Source organism: Mesorhizobium sp. M0030, from assembly GCF_040323695.1.
GTDB lineage: Bacteria > Pseudomonadota > Alphaproteobacteria > Rhizobiales > Rhizobiaceae > Mesorhizobium.
On record NZ_JAMYVE010000004.1, the window covers coordinates 143535 to 165644 of the forward strand.

General features: G+C 62.8%; 24 protein-coding genes. 9 read left to right on the top strand and 15 right to left on the bottom strand.

Going from position 1 to position 22110, the window contains the following annotated elements; genetic code table 11:
- Positions 1 to 298: 298 nt before the first annotated feature.
- Positions 299 to 850: a DUF4142 domain-containing protein gene (locus tag NKJ80_RS10740; protein WP_023672417.1), complete on the bottom strand. Its 552-nt coding sequence runs from the start codon at positions 848 to 850 to the stop codon at positions 299 to 301.
- 329 nt (positions 851 to 1179) lie between these two features.
- On the opposite strand from NKJ80_RS10740, the gene NKJ80_RS10745 reads away from it, so the two are divergent.
- Positions 1180 to 1518: a hypothetical protein gene (locus tag NKJ80_RS10745; protein ID WP_023672415.1), complete on the top strand. Its 339-nt coding sequence runs from the start codon at positions 1180 to 1182 to the stop codon at positions 1516 to 1518.
- 287 nt (positions 1519 to 1805) lie between these two features.
- Here the strand turns inward: NKJ80_RS10745 and NKJ80_RS10750 are convergent, their stop codons facing one another.
- Both NKJ80_RS10750 and NKJ80_RS10755 read right to left on the bottom strand, forming a co-directional pair.
- A complete protein-coding gene (locus NKJ80_RS10750; protein WP_023705860.1) occupies positions 1806 to 2294 on the bottom strand; it encodes a GNAT family N-acetyltransferase in 489 nt (162 codons plus the stop codon).
- Positions 2295 to 2299: 5 nt separating this feature from the next.
- A complete protein-coding gene (locus tag NKJ80_RS10755) occupies positions 2300 to 3229 on the bottom strand; it encodes a transglycosylase SLT domain-containing protein (protein WP_352497556.1) in 930 nt (309 codons plus the stop codon).
- 177 nt (positions 3230 to 3406) lie between these two features.
- On the opposite strand from NKJ80_RS10755, the gene NKJ80_RS10760 reads away from it, so the two are divergent.
- Positions 3407 to 3988 carry a methylated-DNA--[protein]-cysteine S-methyltransferase gene (locus tag NKJ80_RS10760; protein ID WP_023828092.1) on the top strand — a complete coding sequence of 194 codons (582 nt, stop codon included), beginning with the start codon at positions 3407 to 3409 and terminating at the stop codon, positions 3986 to 3988.
- 163 nt (positions 3989 to 4151) lie between these two features.
- Here the strand turns inward: NKJ80_RS10760 and NKJ80_RS10765 are convergent, their stop codons facing one another.
- On the bottom strand, positions 4152 to 4478 hold the full coding sequence (locus tag NKJ80_RS10765) for a hypothetical protein (protein WP_023748190.1): 327 nt from the start codon (positions 4476 to 4478) through the stop codon (positions 4152 to 4154).
- Positions 4479 to 4776: 298 nt separating this feature from the next.
- Between NKJ80_RS10765 and NKJ80_RS10770 the strand changes: the two genes are divergently transcribed.
- Positions 4777 to 4989: a cold-shock protein gene (locus tag NKJ80_RS10770; protein WP_015316174.1), complete on the top strand. Its 213-nt coding sequence runs from the start codon at positions 4777 to 4779 to the stop codon at positions 4987 to 4989.
- Positions 4990 to 5222: 233 nt separating this feature from the next.
- Entirely contained in the window at positions 5223 to 5423 is a 201-nt protein-coding gene (locus NKJ80_RS10775; RefSeq protein WP_023748189.1) for a hypothetical protein, read from the top strand.
- 101 nt (positions 5424 to 5524) lie between these two features.
- Here NKJ80_RS10775 and NKJ80_RS10780 read toward each other — a convergent pair whose 3' ends face one another.
- Positions 5525 to 6385 carry an EAL domain-containing protein gene (locus NKJ80_RS10780; protein ID WP_023671962.1) on the bottom strand — a complete coding sequence of 287 codons (861 nt, stop codon included), beginning with the start codon at positions 6383 to 6385 and terminating at the stop codon, positions 5525 to 5527.
- Entirely contained in the window at positions 6382 to 7281 is a 900-nt protein-coding gene (locus tag NKJ80_RS10785) for an EAL domain-containing protein (protein WP_352497557.1), read from the bottom strand. The genes NKJ80_RS10780 and NKJ80_RS10785 overlap by 4 nt, the downstream gene beginning before the upstream one ends.
- Before the next feature lie 274 nt (positions 7282 to 7555).
- Between NKJ80_RS10785 and NKJ80_RS10790 the strand changes: the two genes are divergently transcribed.
- Entirely contained in the window at positions 7556 to 8758 is a 1203-nt protein-coding gene (locus tag NKJ80_RS10790) for a pyridoxal phosphate-dependent aminotransferase (protein WP_023691539.1), read from the top strand.
- A 59-nt stretch (positions 8759 to 8817) separates the two neighbouring features.
- On the opposite strand, the gene NKJ80_RS10795 is transcribed toward NKJ80_RS10790, so the two are convergent.
- Positions 8818 to 9213 (bottom strand): (R)-mandelonitrile lyase, encoded by a 396-nt coding sequence (locus NKJ80_RS10795; RefSeq protein ID WP_023683764.1) that lies wholly within the window; start codon positions 9211 to 9213, stop codon positions 8818 to 8820.
- A 48-nt stretch (positions 9214 to 9261) separates the two neighbouring features.
- Positions 9262 to 9813 carry a methyltransferase family protein gene (locus NKJ80_RS10800; RefSeq protein ID WP_023683763.1) on the bottom strand — a complete coding sequence of 184 codons (552 nt, stop codon included), beginning with the start codon at positions 9811 to 9813 and terminating at the stop codon, positions 9262 to 9264.
- Between the two features lie 147 nt (positions 9814 to 9960).
- Between NKJ80_RS10800 and NKJ80_RS10805 the strand changes: the two genes are divergently transcribed.
- The 3 genes from NKJ80_RS10805 to NKJ80_RS10815 all read left to right on the top strand — a co-directional run bounded on the left by NKJ80_RS10805 (position 9961) and on the right by NKJ80_RS10815 (position 14342).
- On the top strand, positions 9961 to 10821 hold the full coding sequence (locus NKJ80_RS10805; protein WP_023671967.1) for an alpha/beta fold hydrolase: 861 nt from the start codon (positions 9961 to 9963) through the stop codon (positions 10819 to 10821).
- Positions 10822 to 11068: 247 nt separating this feature from the next.
- On the top strand, positions 11069 to 13120 hold the full coding sequence (locus NKJ80_RS10810) for an elongation factor G (protein ID WP_023683761.1): 2052 nt from the start codon (positions 11069 to 11071) through the stop codon (positions 13118 to 13120).
- A gap of 724 nt (positions 13121 to 13844) precedes the next feature.
- On the top strand, positions 13845 to 14342 hold the full coding sequence (locus NKJ80_RS10815) for a methyltransferase family protein (RefSeq protein ID WP_352461926.1): 498 nt from the start codon (positions 13845 to 13847) through the stop codon (positions 14340 to 14342).
- A gap of 22 nt (positions 14343 to 14364) precedes the next feature.
- Here the strand turns inward: NKJ80_RS10815 and NKJ80_RS10820 are convergent, their stop codons facing one another.
- Both NKJ80_RS10820 and trxB read right to left on the bottom strand, forming a co-directional pair.
- Positions 14365 to 15261, bottom strand: a complete 897-nt coding sequence (locus NKJ80_RS10820; RefSeq protein ID WP_023671970.1) for a LysR family transcriptional regulator — start codon at positions 15259 to 15261, stop codon at positions 14365 to 14367.
- Between the two features lie 80 nt (positions 15262 to 15341).
- Positions 15342 to 16316 (bottom strand): thioredoxin-disulfide reductase, encoded by a 975-nt coding sequence (gene trxB / locus NKJ80_RS10825; protein WP_023689720.1) that lies wholly within the window; start codon positions 16314 to 16316, stop codon positions 15342 to 15344.
- A gap of 256 nt (positions 16317 to 16572) precedes the next feature.
- On the opposite strand from trxB, the gene NKJ80_RS10830 reads away from it, so the two are divergent.
- On the top strand, positions 16573 to 17049 hold the full coding sequence (locus tag NKJ80_RS10830; RefSeq protein WP_023689719.1) for an Lrp/AsnC family transcriptional regulator: 477 nt from the start codon (positions 16573 to 16575) through the stop codon (positions 17047 to 17049).
- Positions 17050 to 17408: 359 nt separating this feature from the next.
- Here NKJ80_RS10830 and NKJ80_RS10835 read toward each other — a convergent pair whose 3' ends face one another.
- From NKJ80_RS10835 to NKJ80_RS10855, 5 genes are all read right to left on the bottom strand, one after another.
- Complete coding sequence (locus tag NKJ80_RS10835; protein ID WP_245260033.1) at positions 17409 to 18389, bottom strand: phosphodiester glycosidase family protein; 981 nt, start codon at positions 18387 to 18389, stop codon at positions 17409 to 17411.
- 206 nt (positions 18390 to 18595) lie between these two features.
- A complete protein-coding gene (locus NKJ80_RS10840; RefSeq protein ID WP_023671974.1) occupies positions 18596 to 19249 on the bottom strand; it encodes a D-glycero-alpha-D-manno-heptose-1,7-bisphosphate 7-phosphatase in 654 nt (217 codons plus the stop codon).
- Complete coding sequence (locus tag NKJ80_RS10845; RefSeq protein WP_023671975.1) at positions 19242 to 19814, bottom strand: D-sedoheptulose-7-phosphate isomerase; 573 nt, start codon at positions 19812 to 19814, stop codon at positions 19242 to 19244. The genes NKJ80_RS10840 and NKJ80_RS10845 overlap by 8 nt, the downstream gene beginning before the upstream one ends.
- A gap of 8 nt (positions 19815 to 19822) precedes the next feature.
- Positions 19823 to 21316, bottom strand: a complete 1494-nt coding sequence (gene rfaE1 / locus NKJ80_RS10850) for a D-glycero-beta-D-manno-heptose-7-phosphate kinase (RefSeq protein WP_023671976.1) — start codon at positions 21314 to 21316, stop codon at positions 19823 to 19825.
- Positions 21317 to 21440: 124 nt separating this feature from the next.
- Entirely contained in the window at positions 21441 to 22073 is a 633-nt protein-coding gene (locus tag NKJ80_RS10855; RefSeq protein ID WP_023671977.1) for a LysE family translocator, read from the bottom strand.
- Between the last annotated feature and the right edge of the window lie 37 nt (positions 22074 to 22110).

Consider the following 22110-nt stretch of genomic DNA (forward strand, 5'->3'; position numbering starts at 1 on the left):
GAGCTCCATTGAATTGGTGGCGGCAGTGTATGCCACTGCCGCCGCAGCCACAGAGCCACTTTGCCGCAATGCCTTGCCAACGGCAGGCATCGGCCGTCGCACTCTACGGCGCCCCCTCTGTCCTGCCGGACATCTCCCCACAAGCAGGGAGATTGGCTGTCGCCTCAGCCTTCGCCAATTTTCACCGTCGCAAGAAAAGCACGGCGCCGACGCTGCTGATCTCCCCACTCGTGGGGGAGATGTCCGGCAGGACAGAGGGGGGCGCCGTAGAATGCTATTGCTGGCCAGTCACCCGTCCTCAACCCTGATGCGCGGCCGCGAGTTCCTTCACGTGCTTCTCGTGCATCTGCAGCGTCGGCAGCGTCTTCTTGGCGAATTCCTTCATCGCCGGGTCGTCGCCCGAGTTGGCATAGCTGCTGAACAGGGCTACGGCCTCCTTGTGCGCGTCCGTCTGCATCTGGATGTACTTGGCGTCAAAATCCTTGCCGCTTGCGCTCTTCAACTCGTCGAGCATTGCCTGCTCCTTCGGCTGCAGGGCCGGCCCCGCGGCTTTGGTCGAACCGGTGGTCTGGCCCTGGCTCAGCGCCGCCTTGAACTCCTTGCCGGCTTTGGTGTGGTCCTTGACCATCTGCTTGGCGAATTTCCTGACGTCAGCCGCCTTGGATTTTTCCTCGGCGAGCTTGCTCGACTGGATTTCGAATTCGTTGGAGCTAGGCACCGTCTTGACGAAGGTTGGGGTATCGACCTTGCTGGCGGCCATGGCAGGCGCGACCGCAGTCGAGTTGGCCGCAAAGGCGGCAGGGGCACCGGCGAACAAGGCGACGGCGGCAATGGTGAGAAGCGTTTTCATCTGAGTTCTCCGATTTGAAAATTTCCCTCGGCTAATCAAACGCGGCATTGGCGGCAGGGTTGCGTCCGGAGAACTATTCGTCAGCGACCATCTGCCGAAGAGCCGTCCCGAGCCCCTGGCGGACAAACCTCAGGACAGCACGCCTCGCCATATTGCAGCTGTTCGGTCCAGTTCGGCCGACCTCAGGCGTGACATCCATAAGGTTCCACAGGATCTCGCACGCGCCGATGGCGCGCGGATCCTGGTCCTGATGGACGGCGCGGCATTGGGAACCGGTTGCTTTTCCCGCATTGGGTCCGCAGGCTAGGCTTCCGGAGCTGGGGAGACACATGCAAGAGGATGAAGAGATCGATCTGCGCTGCCCGCAAGTGGTGGCCGACAATGCCGCCAAGGGGTTGAGGCTGCGCAAGCAGTTCGGCCGTGGCGGCACCGAGATCGGCGTCGCGCGGGCGACGGAACTCAAGAACCGCGAAAAGCTGGCGCCATCCACCATCCGCCGCATGGTCAGCTACTTCGCCCGCCACGAGGTCGACAAGCGCGGCAAGAATTACGGCAATGAAGACAATCCTTCGGCCGGCCATATCGCCTGGCTGTTGTGGGGCGGCGACGAGGGCCGCGCCTGGGCGATTGAGCTCAAAAAGAAGATCGGCAATGCGCCCGATATCTGAGGGCGACCGTAAAACGACTGGCGGGCCCCAAACCCCCGCCTGGGACCCGCCAAGGAGCGGCTGAACACATGCCGGTGCAGCCCCTCCACATCTGCCAGTCGTCGATCCGCCATCGGTCGAAAGGCATGGATGGTGAGGTAGCATCCGGTTGCGGCGGCCAATGTGAAGCAGTTCACAATCCGGAGGTTTTCAACAGCGCTCGAGCAATTCCAGGAAAGGTGGGAACCGGTTTTCCCGGGAAAAGCGCGTAGCGTTTTCCCCAGGGAATTGCGGCAAGAAAAAAGCCCTTACCCTTCCCAGGCGACAGGCATCATTCCCAGCCGCTCGTAGAGCCGGAGCGCGGCGGCGTTCTCGACCGTGTTGGTCTTGAGGTCGACATGGGCCGCGCCTCGATCGCGAAAGGCGTTGAAGGCCTGCCACATCAGCGCTTCGCCAATTCCTTTGCCGCGCGCTCCGGGATGGACCGCGAGGTCCTTGACGAAGGCCCTCGTCCAGCACAGCGCTGCCGCCGCCAGCCGTCCCTTGGCGTCGATGACCAGGAAACACAGCGCCGGGTCGAATTCGGCATCGCTGGATATGCGCGGCCACCATTCGTCGAACGGGCCGTCGGTGCCGTCGTCGAACACCTCGGTCAAAAGCGCGTGCAGGGGCTGCGCGTCACCATGTTCGAAGCAGCGCATGGCAAAGCCGTCCGGCCAGTGCGGCGCAACGAGCGTCTCGTCGAGGATCTTGCGCAGCCGGATGTCGTTTGGAGCCGGCGGGCGCGGTTCAGGCATCGCGCTCAGGCGTCGGGCTGCAGCCGGCGGCGCTTGCGGTCGACACCGAGGCCGGTGGCCTCGAGCAGGCCTTTGCGCTTGGCGTCGAAATAATAGCCGGTCTGGTAGAGCCAATCGGCCTTCTTGGCGTTGCCACCCGCCACCAGCCAGGCGCCACGCAGATATTTGACCGCGTATTTCAGATTGGTTTCGGCGTCGAACAAGCCCTTGGCCGGCCCGTCATAGCCCATGCCGCGCGCCGTCGCGTGCTTGATCTGCATCAGGCCCCAATGGCCGTTATTGTAAGCCTTCGGATTGTAGGTGCTTTCGCGGTTGACGACGTGGCGCACCAGATCGACCGGCACCTCGTAGAGAGCGGCGTATTTCTGGATCAGCCGGTCGACGTCGCCGCGCATGCCGGTCGCATGCTCTTCTTCCGGGAGACCGAGCGGCGCGGCGGGGAACAGGCCCAAGGAAGCCGGGTTCTGCGGCACGACAGAGGCTACCTGCTGCACGCCGGGCATGGCGTTCTGGCCGCCCTTGGCGGTCGCCGGCATGACAAGGCTGGCGGTCGTATATTGCGCCGCGACCGGCTGTCCGGCGTTGGCGGGCGCAGGCGCCTGCCAAGCATTGGCGGCCATCACCGCAGGCACGGCCGGGGCCGTGGGCGTCGCGCCGGCAAAGGCCGCGGTCGCGGCAACCGGCTGCGCAGCGGCATCGAGCGCTGGCGTGGCCGGCGCCGCTTCGGCCGCCTGGACGGGTGTTATGCCCGAGGATTGCGGCAGCACCGAAACCGTATCGGGCAGCGGCACGGTAAAGCCGGCATCGCTGCCGGCAGCGGTCGCGGTTTCGGTCAGCGCAGGCGTGGCCTTCATCTGCGAGGTCGATTGGCAGCCGCTGAGGGCAGCTGCGCCGACGATCACAGAGATCGCGAAAAGGTTGAATTTTGCTGGCAAGCCGCGCGGGTCCGATTTGTCGGTTGTTAAGAAGTCCTTACACCAGCGATTCCTGGTGGGCAATCGGGACCATCTGGTGGTTTTCGGGTGGCGAGAGCCGGGATCAGATGCCATATTGTTCTGCATATGTACCGGTTGGCATCCCGGTTTTCGCCGCTTTGCGGAAAGGAGCGCATCATGGAAACGGCATCTTCGATCACAGCCGGCCACGCAGTGTTAGAAACAGTGATCGGCTTCATGGGCATCGCCTGGAGCGAAAAGGGCCTGATCCGGCTCTGCCTGCCCGAAAGGAGCCGCGAAGCGGTGGAGCGCCGGCTGATGCGGCATGCCGGTGTTGCCGCCAATACCACTGCGAACATTGGGCAGCCGCAATGGGTGGTCGAGCTGATCGCCTCGATCAAGGCGTATGCGTCAGGCGAGGACGTCGATTTCTCCGGCGTGCCGGTCGATCTCGACGGCGTCGACGACTTCCGTCTCGCCATCTACGAGGCGGCGCGGAAACTGCATTATGGCGAAACCACCACCTATGGCGAACTGGCCAAGCGCGCTGGCCAAGCCGGCCTGCCGCGCGAAACCGGGGCAGCGCTGGGCGCCAACCCGGTGCCGCTGGTCATCCCCTGCCATCGGATTCTAGCCGCGGGCGGCAAGATCGGCGGCTTCTCGGCGCCCGGCGGCTCGGCCACCAAGGAAAAGATGCTGGCCATGGAAGGCGTGCGCGTCGGCCCGCCGCCGGCGGCGCAGGTCTCGTTCGGGTTCTAAGAGCTTGAATGGTATGCCGGCTGGGTATGTTGAGATTCAGGTCAGGCCGCACCGAGAACTATGGTCTTCGAGAACCGGAGCGGAGCGTACTTAATGTACGTGGGCGCCGGAAGCGCAGAAGACCATCGTTCGCAGGCCGGCCTCACCCGAATATCAATATGCCCTAATGACGGCGCAGGAAGCGGCGGTGAAAATGGTCGTTCTCGATCCGCTTGCAGAGATAGACCGGGCAGGATTCGGTATCGGCGCTCGGTACATAGGCGCGCTTCCTGACCTCGCCGACATTGCAGAATTGCTGGCTCTGCACATAGCGGTCGAAGAGCGGCAGCCCCGGCACGCGCCTGGACTGATAGCGCAGGATGACCGCGCCCTGGCGGGCGATCGTGCCTTGCACCGTGTCGCAGCTCATACGAGTGGGGTCGTAGCGCGAAATTGCCTGCGCCTCGGCGGCCGCCAGCGTCAGGCAGGCGGCAAGCAGAATGGTTTTCACAACCGTTTTCATGACAGTCTCCCAAAACCGGACTAACGCCGTCGGGCGTCCCGGTCTTCCCGATTGCTCGACGCTTTCATGCGATTGGGGCGGCCTTTGGGCGGCGCCACCGCAACGCCATTTTTCGAGCCATCTTGTTTTTGGTGCGAAACCCGCCTATATCAGCTCCATTGATATTTCGGCCGATCGATCCGGGCCTCGCGATCTTCGCGTTTGCTGACGTCTATCTCCAAAATCTCGATACAAACCGGCTGAACCTCGGTTCGGTCAAACCAAAGCAAATGCGAGGACTATTCATATGGCAACTGGTACGGTCAAGTGGTTCAATGCCACCAAGGGCTTCGGCTTCATTCAGCCTGATTCGGGCGGTGCGGACGTTTTCGTTCACATCTCCGCTGTCGAGCGCGCTGGACTGTCGACCCTGGTCGAAGGCCAGAAAATCAACTTCGAGATCGAGCAGGACCGCCGCACAGGCAAGTCGTCCGCTGGTTCTCTGAGCAAGGCAGCCTGATTTTGCGATAGCGCGCGCCGGACGAGAGTTCGGGGCGCGCGGCAAGTCACGGATGTACTGACGGTCGCGCGAGAAGCGCGCTGGAGCGGAAAGACCCGACAAGCTGGATCAGCAGATAGCTGCCGGCCCGGACTTAAAGCTCCGATCAGGCTACCGAAAATGGGAAGGCGGGATTTATCCCGCCTTTTTGTTTGTCTGGAATTGGACGATGGCCATGCTATTAGTTTCGCCCCATGACCAAGCTCGAACAGATTGAAAGATCCATCGCAGCCCTGAACACGACAGAACTAAAGGCCTTTGCCAAATGGTTCGCAGCGTATCAGGCAGAGGTGTGGGATATGCAGATCGAGGCGGACGCCAAGGCTGGCCGGCTGGATAAGTTTGCCGAGCAGGCTTTGGCTGAACTTCACGCGGGCCGAGTTCGCCCTCTTTGAATGCGCGCTACGGCCGAAGGCCGCAAGCCCAACCGGGCATCGCGCCCGTTGGCGTCCCGTCCGGAACGAGCCGCGAAGCGGCGGCAAGCGTGAGGACAAAATCAGCGCCGCAGATGCAGCGGCACCACCTTGTTGTCGGCGCCAAGCAGCGCCTCGATCGACAGCGGCTCCCGGTTGAAGATCGTGCCGGCCAGCGCCGGGCGGCCGAGATGGAACCCCTGTAGCAGGTCGACGCCGCCATCCAGCGCGACGCGCAGATGCACGGATTGCTCGATGCCTTCCACCAGCACCTTGGCGCCGCGATCGTGCAGCGACGAGACGAGCGGCCGGAAGAAGCGCTCGGCGGCAGCGTGGCGGCAGAATTCGGCGAACCAGCCGCCGTCGATCTTCACAATATCCGGTTGAAGCAGGCTCATCCGCTCCGCGGTCGAGTGGCCGGTGCCGAAATCGTCGATGGCGATGCGGATGCCGTGGCGCCGCATCTCGCGCACCAGCGGGGCCAGCACATTATCGTCGGCCGCCTGTTCGGTGATCTCGCAGACCAGCATGGCGGCATGCAGGTCGAGATCGCCGAGATGCCGCGTCATCAGCCGGATCTCGGCCAGCGCCCGCCCGAGATGATCGTTGATCATCGGGTTGTAATTGAAGAACAGGCCGAGCCCGTCGACGCCGATGTTGCGGAAGTTTTTCAGATGCAGCATCCGGCACATCGTCTCGACAAACAGGCGGTCGCCCGGCGCAACACTGTCGAAGAACATGGCGGGTGCAACCGGCATGGAAGCGCGCTGCGGTTCGATCAGCGCCTCGACTGCAACCGCGGCCAACGCGCCGCCGCGTGGCGCAAAGATCGGCTGGTAGGCGCTCTTCAGCCGGAACGTGCCGTAGACGCCGTATTCGATGCCGACCTCGTCGGCAAAGATCGCTTCGCCGATATCGCGACGCCTCTCGCGCTGCCCGGTCATGGCCCGGTCCTGCGCCCGAACACCCTGCCCGGCCGCGCCGGAGGCGCTGCAGTCGGGCCGGCAGGCGTCTTGCCAGGCTCGGCCGCCGCGACAGACGGCTGCCCATCCTTGCCGAAAGCGCGAAAGCTGGTCGGCGCCAGTTCCGGCTTCGCCAGCACGAAGCCCTGCACCATCGATGCGCCGGATTTCTCGGCCAATTCAAGCTGCCAGCCTTCCTCGATGCCTTCGAACACGGTGCGGATGCCCTGTAGTTCGAAGTTCGTCACCATGGCAGTCAGCAGGGCAAAGCCGGCCCCCGATTCCATGAGTTGCGTGATCCAGTGCGCATCGAATTTGACGATGTCGGGCTTGAGCTCCTTGATGCGGTTGATGTCGGATTCATCGGCGCCGTAATCGTCGACAGCGATGCGAAAGCCATTGGCCCGCAGCGCCTCGACAAAGCTGTAGAGCGTTTCCTGCGACGCCGACTTCTGCTCGGTCACCTCGCACACGATGCGGCGCGGATCGATCCCGGCTTCGTGCAGCACCAGCCGCATGTCGCGCAGCGCGTTATCGGCGATGGAGCGCTCGGTAAACACCGACGGATCGAAATTGACGAAGATCGAAGCCTCTTGCGACAGGCAGGCGCCGGCATTGAGCAAATGCAGCGTGCGCGTCAGCGCCTCGATATGCAGGCGGTCGCCGGCCGGACAGGTGCGGAAGAAGTTCATCGGCGATTGCGGCTCGCCGTCACGAAACGGCCGGATCAGCCCCTCGAATGCTGCGATCGAGAGCTTGCCCTCCTTGAAGGCGAAGATCGGCTGAAAGGCGCTCTGCAGCGTGTAGGGACCCCAGACACCTGAAGCGGTGCCGTCATCGTGACGGATGATGTGGGCAAGCCCGGTGCTGCGCGACAAGGGTCCCTCGCTCCGCGAGACAGGCGAAATGGCTGGCGATCCTGCCGTCAAAGGTTTTAGCGGCCGTTGATGAATTTAGTCTTGCCGGGGATAGGCGTCGATTGCAGAGCCCGCAACGCAGAGTGAAACCGTCATGCACGCGCTCCAAAAAGCCGATCTCCACGGGTCCTTGACCCTGGCTCATCCGACAATGCTTGCACTTGCCGGGTCGATGCGACATGAGAGGCGCCGCAGCTGTTTGCGGTTGCGCCGACCCCTCTGGAGATATCTGGCCATGGCCTTTCTTGCCGACGCCCTTGCCCGCGTAAAGCCTTCCGCCACCATCGCGGTGACGCAGAAAGCCCGCGAGCTGAAAAATGCCGGCCGCGACATTATCGGCCTCGGCGCCGGCGAACCGGATTTCGACACGCCCGACAACATCAAGAATGCGGCGATCGAGGCGATCCGCCGCGGCGAGACCAAATACCCGCCGGTTTCGGGCATCGCGCCGCTGCGTGAGGCGATCGCGAAAAAATTCAAGCGCGAGAACAATCTCGACTACAAGCCCGAGCAGACCATTGTCGGCACCGGCGGCAAGCAGATCCTGTTCAACGCCTTCATGGCGACGCTGAACCCAGGCGATGAGGTCATCATCCCCCGCCCCTATTGGGTCAGCTATCCCGAAATGGTGGCGATCTGCGGCGGCACCTCGGTGTTCGCCGATACTTCGATCGACAATGGTTTCAAGCTCACTCCCGCCGTGCTGGAAAATGCGATCACGCCGAAGACCAAATGGCTGTTGATGAACTCGCCGTCGAACCCGTCCGGCGCCGCATACACGGAAGCCGAGCTGCGCGCGCTGGCCGACGTGCTCTTGAAGCATCCGCATGTCTGGACACTGACCGACGACATGTACGAACACCTGACCTATGGCGACTTCGTCTTCAGGACGATCGCCGAGGTCGAGCCGAAACTCTACGAGCGCACGCTGACCATGAACGGCGTCTCGAAAGCCTACGCCATGACCGGCTGGCGCATCGGCTATGCCGCGGGTCCCGTCCAGTTGATCAAGGCGATGGACATGATCCAGGGCCAGCAGACCTCGGGCGCCTGCACCATCGCGCAATGGGCCTCGGTCGAGGCGCTCAACGGCCCGCAGGATTTCGTCGCCAGGAACAAGGCGATCTTTCAGGGCCGTCGCGACCTCGTCGTGTCGATGCTCAACCAGGCGCGCGGCATAACCTGCCCGTCGCCGGAAGGCGCCTTCTATGTCTACCCGTCCTGCGCCCAGCTGATTGGCAAGAAGACCAAGGCCGGCAAGATAATCGACACTGACGAGACTTTCTGCTCCGAATTGCTCGAAGGCGAGGGTGTCGCGGTGGTGTTCGGCTCGGCCTTCGGCCTCGGCCCCAACTTCCGCATCTCCTACGCCACGTCGGAGACGCTGCTGGAGGAAGCCTGCACGCGCATCCAGCGGTTCACGGCATCGCTGACCTGAACTGGCGGCACCGAGACATGAAACCCGGCTTCGAGCCGGGTTTTTGTCAGGAGCAGACCTCAGCCGCCATACTGCTCGCTGGTGACCGCTTCCATCCAATCTGCGTGGACGCCGTCCAGCGCTTCCTGCATGGCGACGTGGGTCATTGTCGTCTTTGGACCCGCGCCGTGCCAGTGCTTCTCGCCCGGCTCGAACGAGATCACGTCGCCCGCCTTGATCTCCTGGATCGGCCCGCCCCATGTCTGCGCAAGGCCGGCGCCCGACGTGACATAGAGCGTTTGGCCGAGCGGATGCGTGTGCCAGTGGGTACGCGCGCCAGGCTCGAAGCTGACCAGCGTGGCCCGCAGCCGCGCCGGCGCTTCCTTCTCGATGATGGGCGTCTGCAGCACGCGGCCGGTGAAATACTTCTCCGGTGCGATGATGGTCGGCACGCTGCCGCAGGCAATGATCTTCATCTCTGGTGACCCCTGAGTTCAGTAGAACCTACCCTGCCCCGGTGCTCGCTACCACCCCAGCCGAGGCCAGAACAGGCCGGCACGTACGCGATAGTCCGCGTAGGCTCCGGCCAGCGGCGTGCGCGAAAATTTCTTCTCTTCGTCCAGCGCCGCAAACACATAGAGGATAGCGATCCCGGCGACCGGCACCAACGCCCAGACCGACCAGGTCGCGATCCCCCAGCCGATCCAGAAGACGATGTAGGACGTATAGAAGGGGTGGCGGACATGGCCGTAGGGGCCGTGGGTCAGCAGGCTGTGCGGATCGTCGGGTGCGAAGACGAAGCGCAGCCGCACCTTGCGCGACGTGACGATCGCCCACCAGAACAGGGCAGAGCTCGCCAGTTCGACGGCAAGTCCGGTGAGCTTTGCCGAACCCGGCTGCGATTGGATCCAAAGGGTGGCGAGAAAGAACAGCGCCGTGGCGATGACCGCCGCCGAAATCACCATGGCGCCTGGAGACATCGCCTGCGATTGGAAATGCGCCCGCATCGACCAGACATATTGGCCAAGCATCGCGATGCTGCAGATCGAGACAAGAAGATCGAGGACTGGTTCCATTGTCGGGATTCCGCGCGTGATTGCCATGGAGCCAGCGATCGTGCCGGCTATCTCTTTAGAAATCCTTTCTTAACCACATGTTTAAAGAACATATAGAGCCAGCGATGCGATGTTGGCGGTCAGGCAAATCTCAAGGTCTAATCCAGCATGAGCATCACTCACCGCACCATCCGCACGCCGCAGGCCGACTTGCGCCTCAGCCAGTCGTCTGGGTCCGGCATGCCCATCGTCATGATCCATGGGTCGGGCAGTTCGCGCGCCGTGTTTGCCCGTCAGTTCGATAGCCCGCTTGCCGACGGCCATCGGCTGATCGCCTTCGACCTTCCCGGCCACGGCGAGTCCTCCGATGCCCGCGACCCGGCGACCGCCTATACGATTACCGGCCTTGCCCAGACCACAGCCCGGCTTCTCGACGCTTTGGGCATCGGCCACGCCATCATCTTCGGCTGGTCGCTCGGCGGCCATGTGGCGGTCGAACTGGCCAGCTTTCACCATGCGGTCAGCGGCCTGGTGCTGACCGGAGCGCCGCCGGTGTCGCGGGGGCCGCTTGGCATGCTGCGCGGCTTTCACGCCAACTGGGACATGCTGCTGGCCTCCAAGAAGGTCTACTCCGAACGCGACATCGAGCGCTTCGAGGCGCTTTGCTTCGGCGATACCGCCAGTCCGTCTTTCCGCGAAGCCATAAGGCGCACCGACGGCAGGCTTCGCGCCGGCGTGGCGCGCAGCATGTTTGCCGGCAAGGGCGCCGACCAGAAACAGGTGGTCGAGCACGCCCCGTTCCCGGTTGCGGTGATCAATGGAGAGCATGATCCGCTGGTGCGGCTGAGTTACTTCGAGACGGTGGCCTATGGCTTGCTGTGGGAACAATGCCATGTCATATCAGGCGCCGGCCATGCACCGTTCTGGGAACGCCCAGACCTGTTCAACCCGTTGCTGTCGCGCTACGCCGAGATGGTGGTGAAGCAGAGTGCAGCCGCCACGCCCACGCGCCGCACCCAGGCAAGCTGAAATCGCCGGACGGTTCTGATCCCGGGGTCTTGCCTCGGCCGCCTGACGGCGCACCGGATTCCTATTTTCCTTGCCCTGCCGGCTAACCCGTGGGACGATGGGCTTGGGCAGGTGGCTAAGAGAAACAACCCCGCCCCGCGACGGTCGAACAGGCCGGCCGCCGCTCACGACAGGGTGCGATCGGCGCAAAACCGTTTCCACTTTTGCTGATCGCACTCCAAGGGCCAAGCCTGAGTGGAGGTCAGCCATGGGTACTCGCGCCGGAGGACGACGCACGGGACCGAAATGCATTGCCATAGTCGGTCCCTTTGCAAGCGGTAAGACGACACTTCTCGAAGCCATCCTCGCCCGTACGGGCGCCATCCCCCGCCAAAATCCCGTTTCATCGGGAAGCACCGTTTCCGATCATTCGCCCGAGGCGCGGGCGCACGCCATGAGCGTCGAGGCGACCTTTGCCACCACCGAATTCATGGGCGAGCAGATCACCTTCGTCGACTGTCCCGGATCGATCGAATTCTCCTTCGAGGCCGAGCCGGTGCTGGCAGCCTGCGATCTCGCGGTGGTCGTCGCCGAGGCCGACGAGAAGAAGATCCCAGCCTTGCAGCTCATCATGCGCAAGCTCGACGATCTCGGCGTGCCGCGCATCCTGTTCCTCAACAAGGTCGACAAGGCAATCGCCGGCGTACGCGATACGCTGAAGATGCTGCAGCCGACGAGCGCGGCGCCGCTGTTGCTGCGCCAGATTCCGCTGCGCAAGGACAATGTGGTGATCGGTTCCATCGACCTGGCGCTAGAGCGCGCCTACATCTACCGCGAATATGCCGAAAGCCAGGTTGCCGAAATTCCAACTGACGACAAGGCGCGCGAACTGGAGGCTCGCTTCTCCATGCTGGAGACGCTTGCCGACCATGACGACCAGTTGATGGAGCAGTTGCTGGAGGAGATCGAGCCGCCGAAAGACGCGGTCTTCGACGATCTGTCCGCCGACCTGCGCGCCGGCGCCATAACGCCGGTGCTTATCGGCACCGCCGAAAAAGGCAACGGCGTGCTGCGCCTTTTGAAGGCGATCCGCCATGACGCACCGGATGTCGAGGCGACGCGCAAACGGCTCGGCGTCCCCGACGGCAATCACACCGTGGTCCAGGTGATGAAGACCATCCACACCGCGCATGGCGGCAAGCTGTCCGTGTCGCGCGTACTCTCCGGCCAAATCGCCGATGCCGCCGAACTCTATTTGTCGAATGGCGAGACGGCGAAGGTCTCCGGCATCTACAAGATGCTCGGCAAGGACCAATCCAAGCTCACCGCTGCCAAGGCCGGCGACACGGTGGCGTTGGGCAAGCTGGACGAGGTCAAGACCGGCCAGACGTTGAGCTCCACGAAGGGCGGTATCAAGCCGCTGGTCACGCTGACGCCGCCGCAGCCGGTCTTTGCCTTTGCCCTGCGGCCGAAGGAGCGCAAGGACGAGGTCAAAATGTCGGCGGCCATCCAGCGCCTGGCCGAGGAAGATCCCTCGCTCACCTTGCGCCACAACCAGGACTCGGCCGAGACCGTGCTGTCCGGCCATGGCGAGATGCATCTGCGGGTCGTGCGCGAGCGGCTGGAAGGCAAGAATCAGATTCCGGTCGAAGGCCATGCGCCTGCCGTCCCCTATCGCGAGACGATCCGAAAGACGGTGCAGCAGCGCGGCCGCCACAAGAAGCAGTCCGGCGGCCATGGCCAGTTCGGCGATGTGGTGATCGAGATCAAGCCGCTGCCGCGCGGCTCCGGCTTTCAGTTCTCGGACACCATCACCGGCGGCGTCGTGCCCAAGACCTACATCCAGTCGGTCGAAACCGGCGTGCGCGATTATCTGAAATCCGGCCCGCTCGGCTTCCCTGTGGTCGATGTCGCCGTCAACCTCTCCGACGGCTCCTACCACGCCGTCGATTCCTCCGACATGGCTTTCCAGATGGCGGCCAAGCTGGCCATGAAGGAAGGCATGGCGGCCTGCTCGCCGGTGCTGCTCGAGCCGGTCATGAAGGTCGAGATCGTCACGCCGTCCGAAGCCACTTCGAAGATCATCGCGCTGATCCCGCAACGGCGCGGGCAGATCCTTGGCTACGACGCGCGGCCTGACTGGCCGGGATGGGATGTCGTGGAGGCGACCATGCCGCAGGCCGAGATCGGCGACCTGATCATCGAACTGCGCTCGGCGACCTCCGGCGTCGCCAGCTATCGTTGCGCCTTCGATCACATGGCCGAGCTGACCGGACGGTTGGCCGACGAGGCGATGAACGCCAACGGCAAGGCTGCCTGACAGGCCGAAGGATGATCCGCACAAAAAACGGCGCCCGGATGACCCGGACGCCGCTCTTATTGCGGACCGTCTTCTTGGGAGGAAAACGGCAGGTCCGCCGCACGTATCCGCCGCGCCATACGGCACTGGCAGACGAATAGTTCGGACGCGGTAGCCGCCTGAGCCCGGATCTTCCGAGTGATGCCCCCATCTCCCGGTCGAACCACACCGCGTCCTATGATCTGCTTAAACGATGAATCGCGCCTGCGGCATGTTACCTGAGGTTACATGTCACTGTTACGCGGCGATTTTGCTCGATTTTTCGCTGGCTACGGCAGGCCCGGAAACAAAAAAGCCGGATCAATGAAGATCCGGCTGAGTTTGATTGGAAGTGCCTGTTAAGGCTAACCTCCAGAGGGGAACACTCGAGGGCGCTAATGGGAGGAGAACGCGCCCAGGAGATGATCTATATATGTGCTGTTCATGCCCAAGAAACAAGCATCTATTTTGCAACACACGCATGCAAAAAGGTACAGGCTGTGGTCTAACCCATGTCTAGGGGCCATAGGACCACGAAAAGTTGCCAAATGAATGGCGCGACCGTGCTGTTGCCTTCGCAGAACCGCAAGTCGGGCTGATTCTCGCGCTCGCGGGCAAAAAGCCGAATGACGTTGAATCGGGCAACAGGCGTTTATTTTTGCGGCAGCGGGATGGGAAGGGTCGGCCGGAAGAAGGGAGACCTGACATGCGGACACCCCAGGCGATCGCCGGCAGCGCGGTCTTCTTCATCGCCGCACCTTGTGTCGTCGCCGGGCTGGTGCCCTGGCTGCTCACGGACCGCTACCGTCTGCCGCTGTCGACGGTGCCCGGCTTCGTGCCGGCCGGCTCCATCCTGATTGTCGCGGCCATCGCCCTGCTCGTCCATTCCTTTGCCCGCTTCGCGCTCGAAGGCCTCGGCACGCCGGCGCCTGTCGCGCCCACCGAGAGACTGGTGATCGGCGGCGTGTACCGCCATGTCCGCAACCCGATGTATGTCACAGTACTGTCGATCATCCTGGGCCAGGCGTTGCTGTTTTCAAGCTGGAGCGTCGCTGCCTATGCCGCCATCGGCGCGATCGTCATGGGCTCTTTCGTCAGGTTCTATGAGGAGCCGACTCTCGCCCGCCGCTACGGTGGCGAATACGAGACCTACCGCCGCAATGTTCCCGGCTGGCTGCCACGGCTGACGCCTTGGCGGGGGTGACCAGCACCTCCCAAGGGCATGTTTAAAATGACCAGCTGCGCGCTTTGGCGATGATGAAGTCGCGGAAGACGTGCAGCTTGGCCTGGTTCTTCATTGCATCGGGATAGGCGAAATAGGTGTCGAAGGACGGCACCTCGGTCTCCGGCAAAAGCTGCACCAGATCCGATTCCTTGGAGATCACGTAGTCGGGCAGCATGGCGATGCCGGCGCCGCCCTGCACGGCGCGCTTGATCGACAAGATGTCGTTGATCTGCAGCGTCGGCACCCTTTGCCCACCGTCGAAATCGCCGATCGTTTCCAGCCAGTTCAGCTCCGACAGATGCGACGGCACCGGCACACCGAAAGTGACGATGCGATGGTTCTTCAGATCGGCGACCGAGGTCGGCTTGCCGTGCTTGCCGACATAGGACGGCGAGGCATAGAGGTGGAAATGCACAGTGAACAGGCGGCGCTGGATCAGGTCCGGCTGCTGCGGCTGGCGCAGACGGATCGCGCAATCCGCCTGACGCATGGTGAGGTCGAGTTCCTCATTGGCGAGGATCAACTGCAAGCTGATTTCGGGATAGAGCTCGATGAACTCCTGCACCCGTTCGGTCAGCCAACCGGCGCCAAGCCCGACTGTCGTCGTCACCCTGAGCACGCCTGAGGGACGGTCCTTTGCCTCGGTCAGCTTCGACTTGATGGTCTCCAGCTTCATCAGCACGTCATGCGCCGTGCGGAACAGCATTTCGCCCTGCTCGGTCAGCACTAGGCCGCGGGCATGGCGATTGAACAGCGGCACCCCGACGTCATGCTCGAGCGCGCTGACCTGGCGTGAAATCGCCGATTGCGACAGGTGCAAAGTCTCGGCGGCATGGGTAAACGACCCAGCCTCCGCCGCTGCGTGAAACACGCGAAGCTTGTCCCAGTCCAACGCCATTGAATTCCCCTCGTTCTGTTCTTGGCGTCTGAATGAAAAATCAGGCTTTTGAACGGCTTGCGACGCCGTCTTGATAGATTTTATTCCGCCGCTTCGCGGTGCACCTCGATGCCGGCCAGGTATTTTTCCGCCTCGAGCGCGGCCATGCAGCCGAGCCCGGCGGCGGTCACCGCCTGACGGTAGATGTCGTCGGTTACGTCACCGGCGGCGAACACGCCGGGCACATCGGTGCGGGTCGAATTCGGCGCCGTCCACAGATAGCCGTTCGGCTTCTGCTTCAGCTTGCCGACAAACAATTCCACCGCCGGCGCATGGCCGATCGCCACGAACACGCCGTCCACCTGGAGATGGGTGACCTCGCCGGTCACCGCATTTCTGAGCTTCAGCCCTTCGACCGAAGGCGGCAGCGGCGTCTTGCCGGGCCGGCCGGTGATCTCGTCGACGATCGTGTCCCAGATGACTCGGACATTGTCCTTTTTCAACAGCCGCTCACGCAGGATGCGCTCGGCGCGGAAATCGTTGCGCCGGTGGATGACGGTCACGCTCTTCGCCAGATTGGAGAGATAGAGCGCCTCCTCCACCGCCGAATTGCCGCCGCCGATGACAGCGACATCCTTGCCGCGATAGAAAAAACCATCGCAGGTGGCGCAGGCCGACACGCCGAAGCCCATGAAGGTCTGTTCGGTGGGGATGCCCAGCCATTTCGCCTGCGCGCCGGTGGCAATGATCAGCGCGTCGGCCGTGTAGGTGGTGCCGGAATCGCCCGTGGCGCGGAACGGCCGCACATTGAGGTCAACCTCGGTGATGATGTCGTTGACGATGTCAGTGCCGACATGCTCGGCCTGCTTCAGCATCTGCTCCATCAGCCACGGGCCCTGGATCGGATCGGCGAAGCCCGGATAGTTTTCGACATCGGTGGTGATCATCAGCTGCCCGCCCTGCTGCAAGCCTGCTACGAGCATCGGCTTGAGCATGGCGCGCGCGGCGTAGACTGCGGCGGTATAGCCGGCCGGGCCGGAACCGATGATAAGGACAGGCGCGTGCTTGGTGGTCATCTAAAGCCTCTGCGGGGCAGACAATCGAGTGTGCCTTGGAAAACGACGTGAAATGTTGCTGGTAATGTAAGGGTTGCCAACCACACCAGCAAGACGATCAGGCCGTCGTCCCCGGAAAGCTTCGGCCTACAGGCTTATTCGCGCAATGGCCGCTTTCGTTACGGTTGCGAAATCGCCCGACCAAAGGGCTGGCATCGACACAAAAGTCGTTTAAGGACGAGAGCGCGAAAGATTCTTGCGCTAAGCCGAGACCGCCATGCCCCTGAAAGCCGACCTCGATGCCATCGACTGGAAGATTCTGCGCGAGCTTCAGGCCGACGGGCGCATGACCAATGTCGAACTGTCGAGCCGTGTCGGCATTTCCGCCCCGCCCTGCCTGCGCCGTGTCCGGCGGCTGGAGGAAACCGGCATCATCAGAGGCTATCGCGCCTTGCTCAACGCGCCGGCGCTCGGCATGGATGTCGTCGCCTTCTGCCTGATCGGCCTGCATCACCAAGCCGACGCGGAGCTCAAAGCTTTCGCCGAGCGCACTCGCGGCTGGCCGATCGTGCGCGACGCCTGGATGGTCTCGGGCGAATCCGACTTCCTGCTGCATTGCGTGGCGAGTGATCTCGGCACCTTCCAGACCTTCGTCATCGAAGAACTGGCTTCGGCGCCGAATGTCGACACGGTGCGCACCGCGCTGACCATCCGCCGCGTCAAGGACGAAGGGCTGGTGGCGTTCAGCGCCTGATAAGCGAGATTAACTTCGAAAAAGCATGTGCGACGCCGACCAAGACATACCCCAACAGACACACTGCTACCTCTCCGACAACTGGCAAAAGAATGAAGCCGTCCCCAGGGCCGGGGCTCTCACCAGGGGACATCTCCGGCAAAGCTAAAAAGGCTAGCAAAATAGGTGAGCAAGCAAGCCAGACGAATGTGATGACATGCGGCAACCATTTATGAGCCAGAAAGCGAATTCTGGCGCCGAAATCGTAGGGTATTCCGGGTCAGATTGCGTGAACATGAGCGGCCAAGGTTGAATATGCCATCCGGTTTCAGCTACGGAATCGGGAGTACTTTGACCCACCCTGCCAAGGGCAGGATCTGCTACCTGCGCTCCACCGTGAGAACAACAGGCAATCCCCAGGGCACATCTAGCGGTGCTTGAAGCAGTGAGACGTCGCCATCCGCGACCTGGGCTTCCCACTTGGCATAGTGTTTCAACCGGTAGTTCCCGGAGCGGACGCTGAGGCAGGCAACAGGCCCGCCATCGAGGTTTAGCGCCGTCTTGAGATCGAGGTCGGTCTGCAACAGGAAGTTTGCTAGCCGGTCCAGCGAGAAGAAAGCGTCCTTGGTCGAACCGACGATGATCCAGCCCTGACGATCTTCCGCGATAAAGGTGCGGTTGGCCAACCAGTTGCTCTTGGCGCGTACATTGTTGCGGCCGTCCTCACCGACAAGCAATGGATAGGAAACCATAGCGTTTTCGGCATTCTCCGTGACTGCGCGCCAGTCACGTGAATTGAGATCGACCACATGCGTGCCGGAGGCATTCACGAACCAGGCGCCGGCCTTCGCATCGTATTCATCCGGCCCGAGCCTCGCACCCATGCTGACAAAGGGCGTGTCGGCTTCGCCCTTCAGTCCGAAATAACTGCCATTGACGATCAGAACGGTGCCGCCTGTGCCTTGTGGATTGAGTGCCGCTTCCCACTGGTCGATGTCCTTGGCACCACTGGGCTCGTTACGGGCAACGAAACGGAATTTGGCTGGATCGAAACGGTTGAGATAGAGCCGGTCAATTTCACGGTCGCCCGCCATGACGGGGATTTCTCTGACCTGGAATCCAGGCTCGGTTTCATTCCATGAGCTGGCTCCAGCGGTCACATCAGGAATTTCCGATTTCAACGCAAGCTGCATGGCAGGCGAGAGACGCGCATCGTCGGGTGCAACGGCGATCCAGTAGCTTCCGCCGCGGCGAAGAAGTGCATTGAGCCCATACACGCCGTGTTTTTGCCAGACATACCCCACGGCTGAAAGCACAGCCAATATCAACAAGACAACGGCAACAGAGATTGCTTTCTTCAATGAATTCCCCTCGTTCTTCGATGGAATGACATCTGCAAATTTCTTGCTTGAATGATGTCTGATCTCTGCAGTTTTTCCGCAAAAGAGCGTGGTGCTTTCCTGGGGAATAGCGTCAAAGCAAAGAAATGGATCGGCTCGCCGTTTCTGCCAAACGGTGAAACGCTCAAGCTAACCCATTGAGATTGCGTCGCAACAGATCCGGAAAGCTAAATCAGTCTCGATCCGAGCGACTCGACAGCTCTCAAAAGCCGTTCCAGATCATCGGGGTTGCGCAGCGGCAGAACCTCGAAGCCCGGCTCATTACTTCCCTCGCCATCCACCAGCCAGCCGCGCGGCAGGCCGGCACGTTGTCCGGCCTGCATATCCGCGGCCTTGTCGCCGACTATCAGCGAGCGCTTGAGATCGAGGCCGAGACGCTGCCGGGCCTGTAGCAGCATGCCCGGATTGGGCTTGCGCATTGGATGGTCGGCGACCGCCAGTGGCCCGCTGCCCGCCTCGTGGTAGGCGCAGGCCAGAACCATGTCGACGAAGGCATCGCCGGCGGCAAGCAGCTTGAGAACCCGGCCGTTGACCGCGGCAAATTCCTTCCAGCCGAAATAGCCGCGCGCGATGCCGGACTGGTTGGTGACGATGACCACCGGGATGTTGCCCCGGTTGGCCGCCGCGATGACCGGCACGATGCCGTCGCGCAGCGCCATTTTGGCTGGATCGTCGGGATAGCCGGTGTCGACATTGATGGTGCCGTCGCGGTCGAGGAACAGCGCCGGCGCGTTGGCTGGAAACACCCGCGAACCCACCCGCTCAACCCACAGGCCGGGCTCAGCCAGCGGGTATGGACCGTAGGCCCCGGTGTCAGCCATTCGACAGACGGTCTTCCACCACCTCGCAGAGATAGTGGTAGAGGCAGAGATGTCCCTGCTGGATGATCGGCGTCGAGGTCGAGGGCACGTTGAGCAGTATGTCGGTGAGCGGCTTGAGTTTGCCACCGCTGTCGCCGGTGAGGCTGACCACCGTCATGCCCATCATCCGAGCCTGTTCGGCGGCAGCCAGAATGCTCGGCGAATTGCCGCTGGTCGAGATGGCAAGCAGCACGCCGCCGGGCGCGCCATGCGCCTCGACCTGGCGCGAAAACACGGTGTCGAAGCCATAGTCATTGCCCCAGGCGGTCAGCATGCCCGCGTTGGCCGGCAGCGCAATCACATTGTAGGCCTTGCGCTCCTTAAGGAAGCGGCCGACCAGTTCGGTGGCAATGTGGATGGCGTCGCTGGCCGAGCCGCCATTGCCGCAGACCAGCAGCGCCTTGCCCGAGGAAAGCGCGGCGACGACCGCACTCACAGCACGTTCCATCTCGGCGGTCAGGTCACGCTCGACTGTCGCGGTGATCGCGGCCGCCGAGCGGACCAGATAGTCATTCAGTCCGGACATGAAATCCCTCAGTTGGTACCGCCGCCGGCGCGCAATTTGCCGATCGTGCCGGTGGTGCTCTTGCCGGCGACAAGGTCGACCAGGACGACGCGCCCGCCCGCCTTCTGCACCACATCGGCGCCGACAACGGTTTCGACCGTGTAGTCGGCGCCCTTGACCAGAATGTCGGGCAGAAGCGCCTCGATCAGCGCCAGCGGCGTATCCTCTTCGAACACCACGACCGCATCGACCGAGGCCAGGGCGGCGAGCACGCAGGCACGATCATGCTGATCGTTGACCGGGCGCCCTGCGCCTTTCAGCCGACGCACCGAGGCATCGCTGTTGAGGCCGAGCACCAGCCGGTCGCACTGGCTGCGCGCCGCGTGGAGAAGACTGACATGGCCGGCATGCAATATATCGAAGCAGCCATTGGTGAAGCCGACGCTCAGGCCCTCGTCCTTCCACGCCGCCACCATGCGCGCGGCCGATGCGGCATCGAGGATGGCGTCCTTATGGGCGGTGGGGCCGTGCGAGCGGAACAGCGCGCCGGTGAGTTCCTCCACGGTCAGCCGCGCGGTGCCGCGTTTGCCCACCACCACACCGCCGGCGGCATTGGCGATGGAGGCGGCCATGACGCGGTCGGCGCCCGCGGCCAGAGCCAGCGCGAAGCTCGCGATTACCGTATCGCCGGCGCCCGAAACGTCGAACACTTCGCGCGCCTGGGTGGCGATGTGGCGCGCCTCATCCGCGCCGACGACGCTCATGCCCTTTTCGCTGCGGGTGGCGACGACGAAGTCGAAGCCATGTGCCGAAATCAGCTGGCGTGCCGCCGCGACGATCTCGTCGTCGGCGAAAACCGGGCGACCGACAGCTTCGCCAAGCTCCTTGCGGTTGGGCGTGATGGCGGTCGCGCCGGCATAGCGCGCATAGTCGCGGCCCTTGGGATCGACCAGCACCGGTTTTCCCGCCTCGCGGCAGATGGCGATCAGGTCGGCGGCGACGCCGTCGAGCAAGATGCCCTTGCCATAGTCGGACAGAATGACGATGTCGGCGCGCGTGAGTGCGGCGCGAAAATGCCGGACCAGGTCCGCCCGTTCCTTGTCGTCGAGCGGCTTGATCTCTTCCTCATCGAAGCGCAGCACCTGCTGATTGAGCGCGCTGAAGCGGCTCTTCGACGACGTCATGCGACCGCGCTCCTGCGCCATATCAGCCGTATCGGCGCCGAGTTCGCGCAGCATGCGCACCAGATTGTCGCCGGCCACATCGGTGCCGATCACCGATATGGGAATAGCGCTGGCACCCAGCGAGACGATGTTGGCGACAACGTTGCCTGCGCCGCCCATCGTCGAGGTCTCGCCGCGCCCGTGCAGCACCGGGATCGGCGCTTCCGGCGAGATGCGCTCGATGACGCCGTTGACGAAACGGTCGAGGATGAAGTCGCCGACCACCAGCACGGCAACGTCGCCAAAGCGGGCAATGGCGCGGTGCAAAGGTTCGGGCGAAGGCGGATTGTGCTTGATCATGTCACTGGCAATGCGAGGGAAAGGCCGACCTCAATCACGCTGAAAATTGTCAATTTACGGGCCGGATCGTTCATGGCGAAGCCGATATACCGCAAATCCGGGCAGCGCAACGTCAGGGCGGCCGTCAGCTCTTCTGCAACGCGACGTGGACGCCCAGTCCGACCAGCACCGCCCCGCCCGCCCTCTGCATGATGCGCTGCGCACGGCTGGAGCGCTTCAGCCGGGCGATCACCATGCCTGCCAGCAACACGCAGACAATATCTGCCGAAGAGAACATTAAATTGACGATGGTGCCCAGCACGACGAATTGCAGCCACACCGGGAAACCCGCCGAGGCATCGATGAACTGTGGCAGGAACGCCATGAAGAAGATCGCCGTCTTCGGATTGAGCACTTCGACGGTGATGCTCTCGAAAAATGCCCGGCGCGCCGATTTGCGCTCGATCGCCGGCAGCGCCGTGTCACCGTCCCCGCGCTTGCGGAACAAGGACACGCCAAGCCAGATCAGATAGAGCGCGCCGATGAGCTTGACCGCCATGTAGAGCGGCGGCACCGCATGGAAGAGCACCGACAGCCCGGCGGCAGCCGCAAAGACATGGAAATAACCGCCAAGATGGATGCCAAGTGCCGCCGTCAGCCCCGACCAGCGCCCGCGCGCCATGGTCTGCGCGGCGGCATAGAGCATCGCCGGTCCTGGAATATAGGCAAAGATCGCCGTGGTGGCGAAAAACGCAATGAGCAGTTCGGTCGACGGCATTTTTTGTCCCCTAGCTTGCGGGCCTCGAATAAAGCGG

Coding starts and splice junctions, on each gene's coding strand:
- NKJ80_RS10745 (WP_023672415.1), top strand. CDS start 1,180: ATGCAAGAGGATGAAGAGATCGATCTGCGCTGCCCGCAAGTGGTGGCC.
- NKJ80_RS10855 (WP_023671977.1), bottom strand. CDS start 22,073: ATGCCGTCGACCGAACTGCTCATTGCGTTTTTCGCCACCACGGCGATC.
- NKJ80_RS10775 (WP_023748189.1), top strand. CDS start 5,223: ATGACCAAGCTCGAACAGATTGAAAGATCCATCGCAGCCCTGAACACG.
- NKJ80_RS10820 (WP_023671970.1), bottom strand. CDS start 15,261: ATGGCGTTGGACTGGGACAAGCTTCGCGTGTTTCACGCAGCGGCGGAG.
- NKJ80_RS10840 (WP_023671974.1), bottom strand. CDS start 19,249: ATGGCTGACACCGGGGCCTACGGTCCATACCCGCTGGCTGAGCCCGGC.
- NKJ80_RS10845 (WP_023671975.1), bottom strand. CDS start 19,814: ATGTCCGGACTGAATGACTATCTGGTCCGCTCGGCGGCCGCGATCACC.
- NKJ80_RS10815 (WP_352461926.1), top strand. CDS start 13,845: ATGCGGACACCCCAGGCGATCGCCGGCAGCGCGGTCTTCTTCATCGCC.
- NKJ80_RS10780 (WP_023671962.1), bottom strand. CDS start 6,385: ATGACCGGGCAGCGCGAGAGGCGTCGCGATATCGGCGAAGCGATCTTT.
- NKJ80_RS10830 (WP_023689719.1), top strand. CDS start 16,573: ATGCCCCTGAAAGCCGACCTCGATGCCATCGACTGGAAGATTCTGCGC.
- NKJ80_RS10770 (WP_015316174.1), top strand. CDS start 4,777: ATGGCAACTGGTACGGTCAAGTGGTTCAATGCCACCAAGGGCTTCGGC.
- NKJ80_RS10805 (WP_023671967.1), top strand. CDS start 9,961: ATGAGCATCACTCACCGCACCATCCGCACGCCGCAGGCCGACTTGCGC.
- NKJ80_RS10790 (WP_023691539.1), top strand. CDS start 7,556: ATGGCCTTTCTTGCCGACGCCCTTGCCCGCGTAAAGCCTTCCGCCACC.
- NKJ80_RS10795 (WP_023683764.1), bottom strand. CDS start 9,213: ATGAAGATCATTGCCTGCGGCAGCGTGCCGACCATCATCGCACCGGAG.
- NKJ80_RS10810 (WP_023683761.1), top strand. CDS start 11,069: ATGGGTACTCGCGCCGGAGGACGACGCACGGGACCGAAATGCATTGCC.
- NKJ80_RS10800 (WP_023683763.1), bottom strand. CDS start 9,813: ATGGAACCAGTCCTCGATCTTCTTGTCTCGATCTGCAGCATCGCGATG.
- trxB (WP_023689720.1), bottom strand. CDS start 16,316: ATGACCACCAAGCACGCGCCTGTCCTTATCATCGGTTCCGGCCCGGCC.
- rfaE1 (WP_023671976.1), bottom strand. CDS start 21,316: ATGATCAAGCACAATCCGCCTTCGCCCGAACCTTTGCACCGCGCCATT.
- NKJ80_RS10750 (WP_023705860.1), bottom strand. CDS start 2,294: ATGCCTGAACCGCGCCCGCCGGCTCCAAACGACATCCGGCTGCGCAAG.
- NKJ80_RS10740 (WP_023672417.1), bottom strand. CDS start 850: ATGAAAACGCTTCTCACCATTGCCGCCGTCGCCTTGTTCGCCGGTGCC.
- NKJ80_RS10760 (WP_023828092.1), top strand. CDS start 3,407: ATGGAAACGGCATCTTCGATCACAGCCGGCCACGCAGTGTTAGAAACA.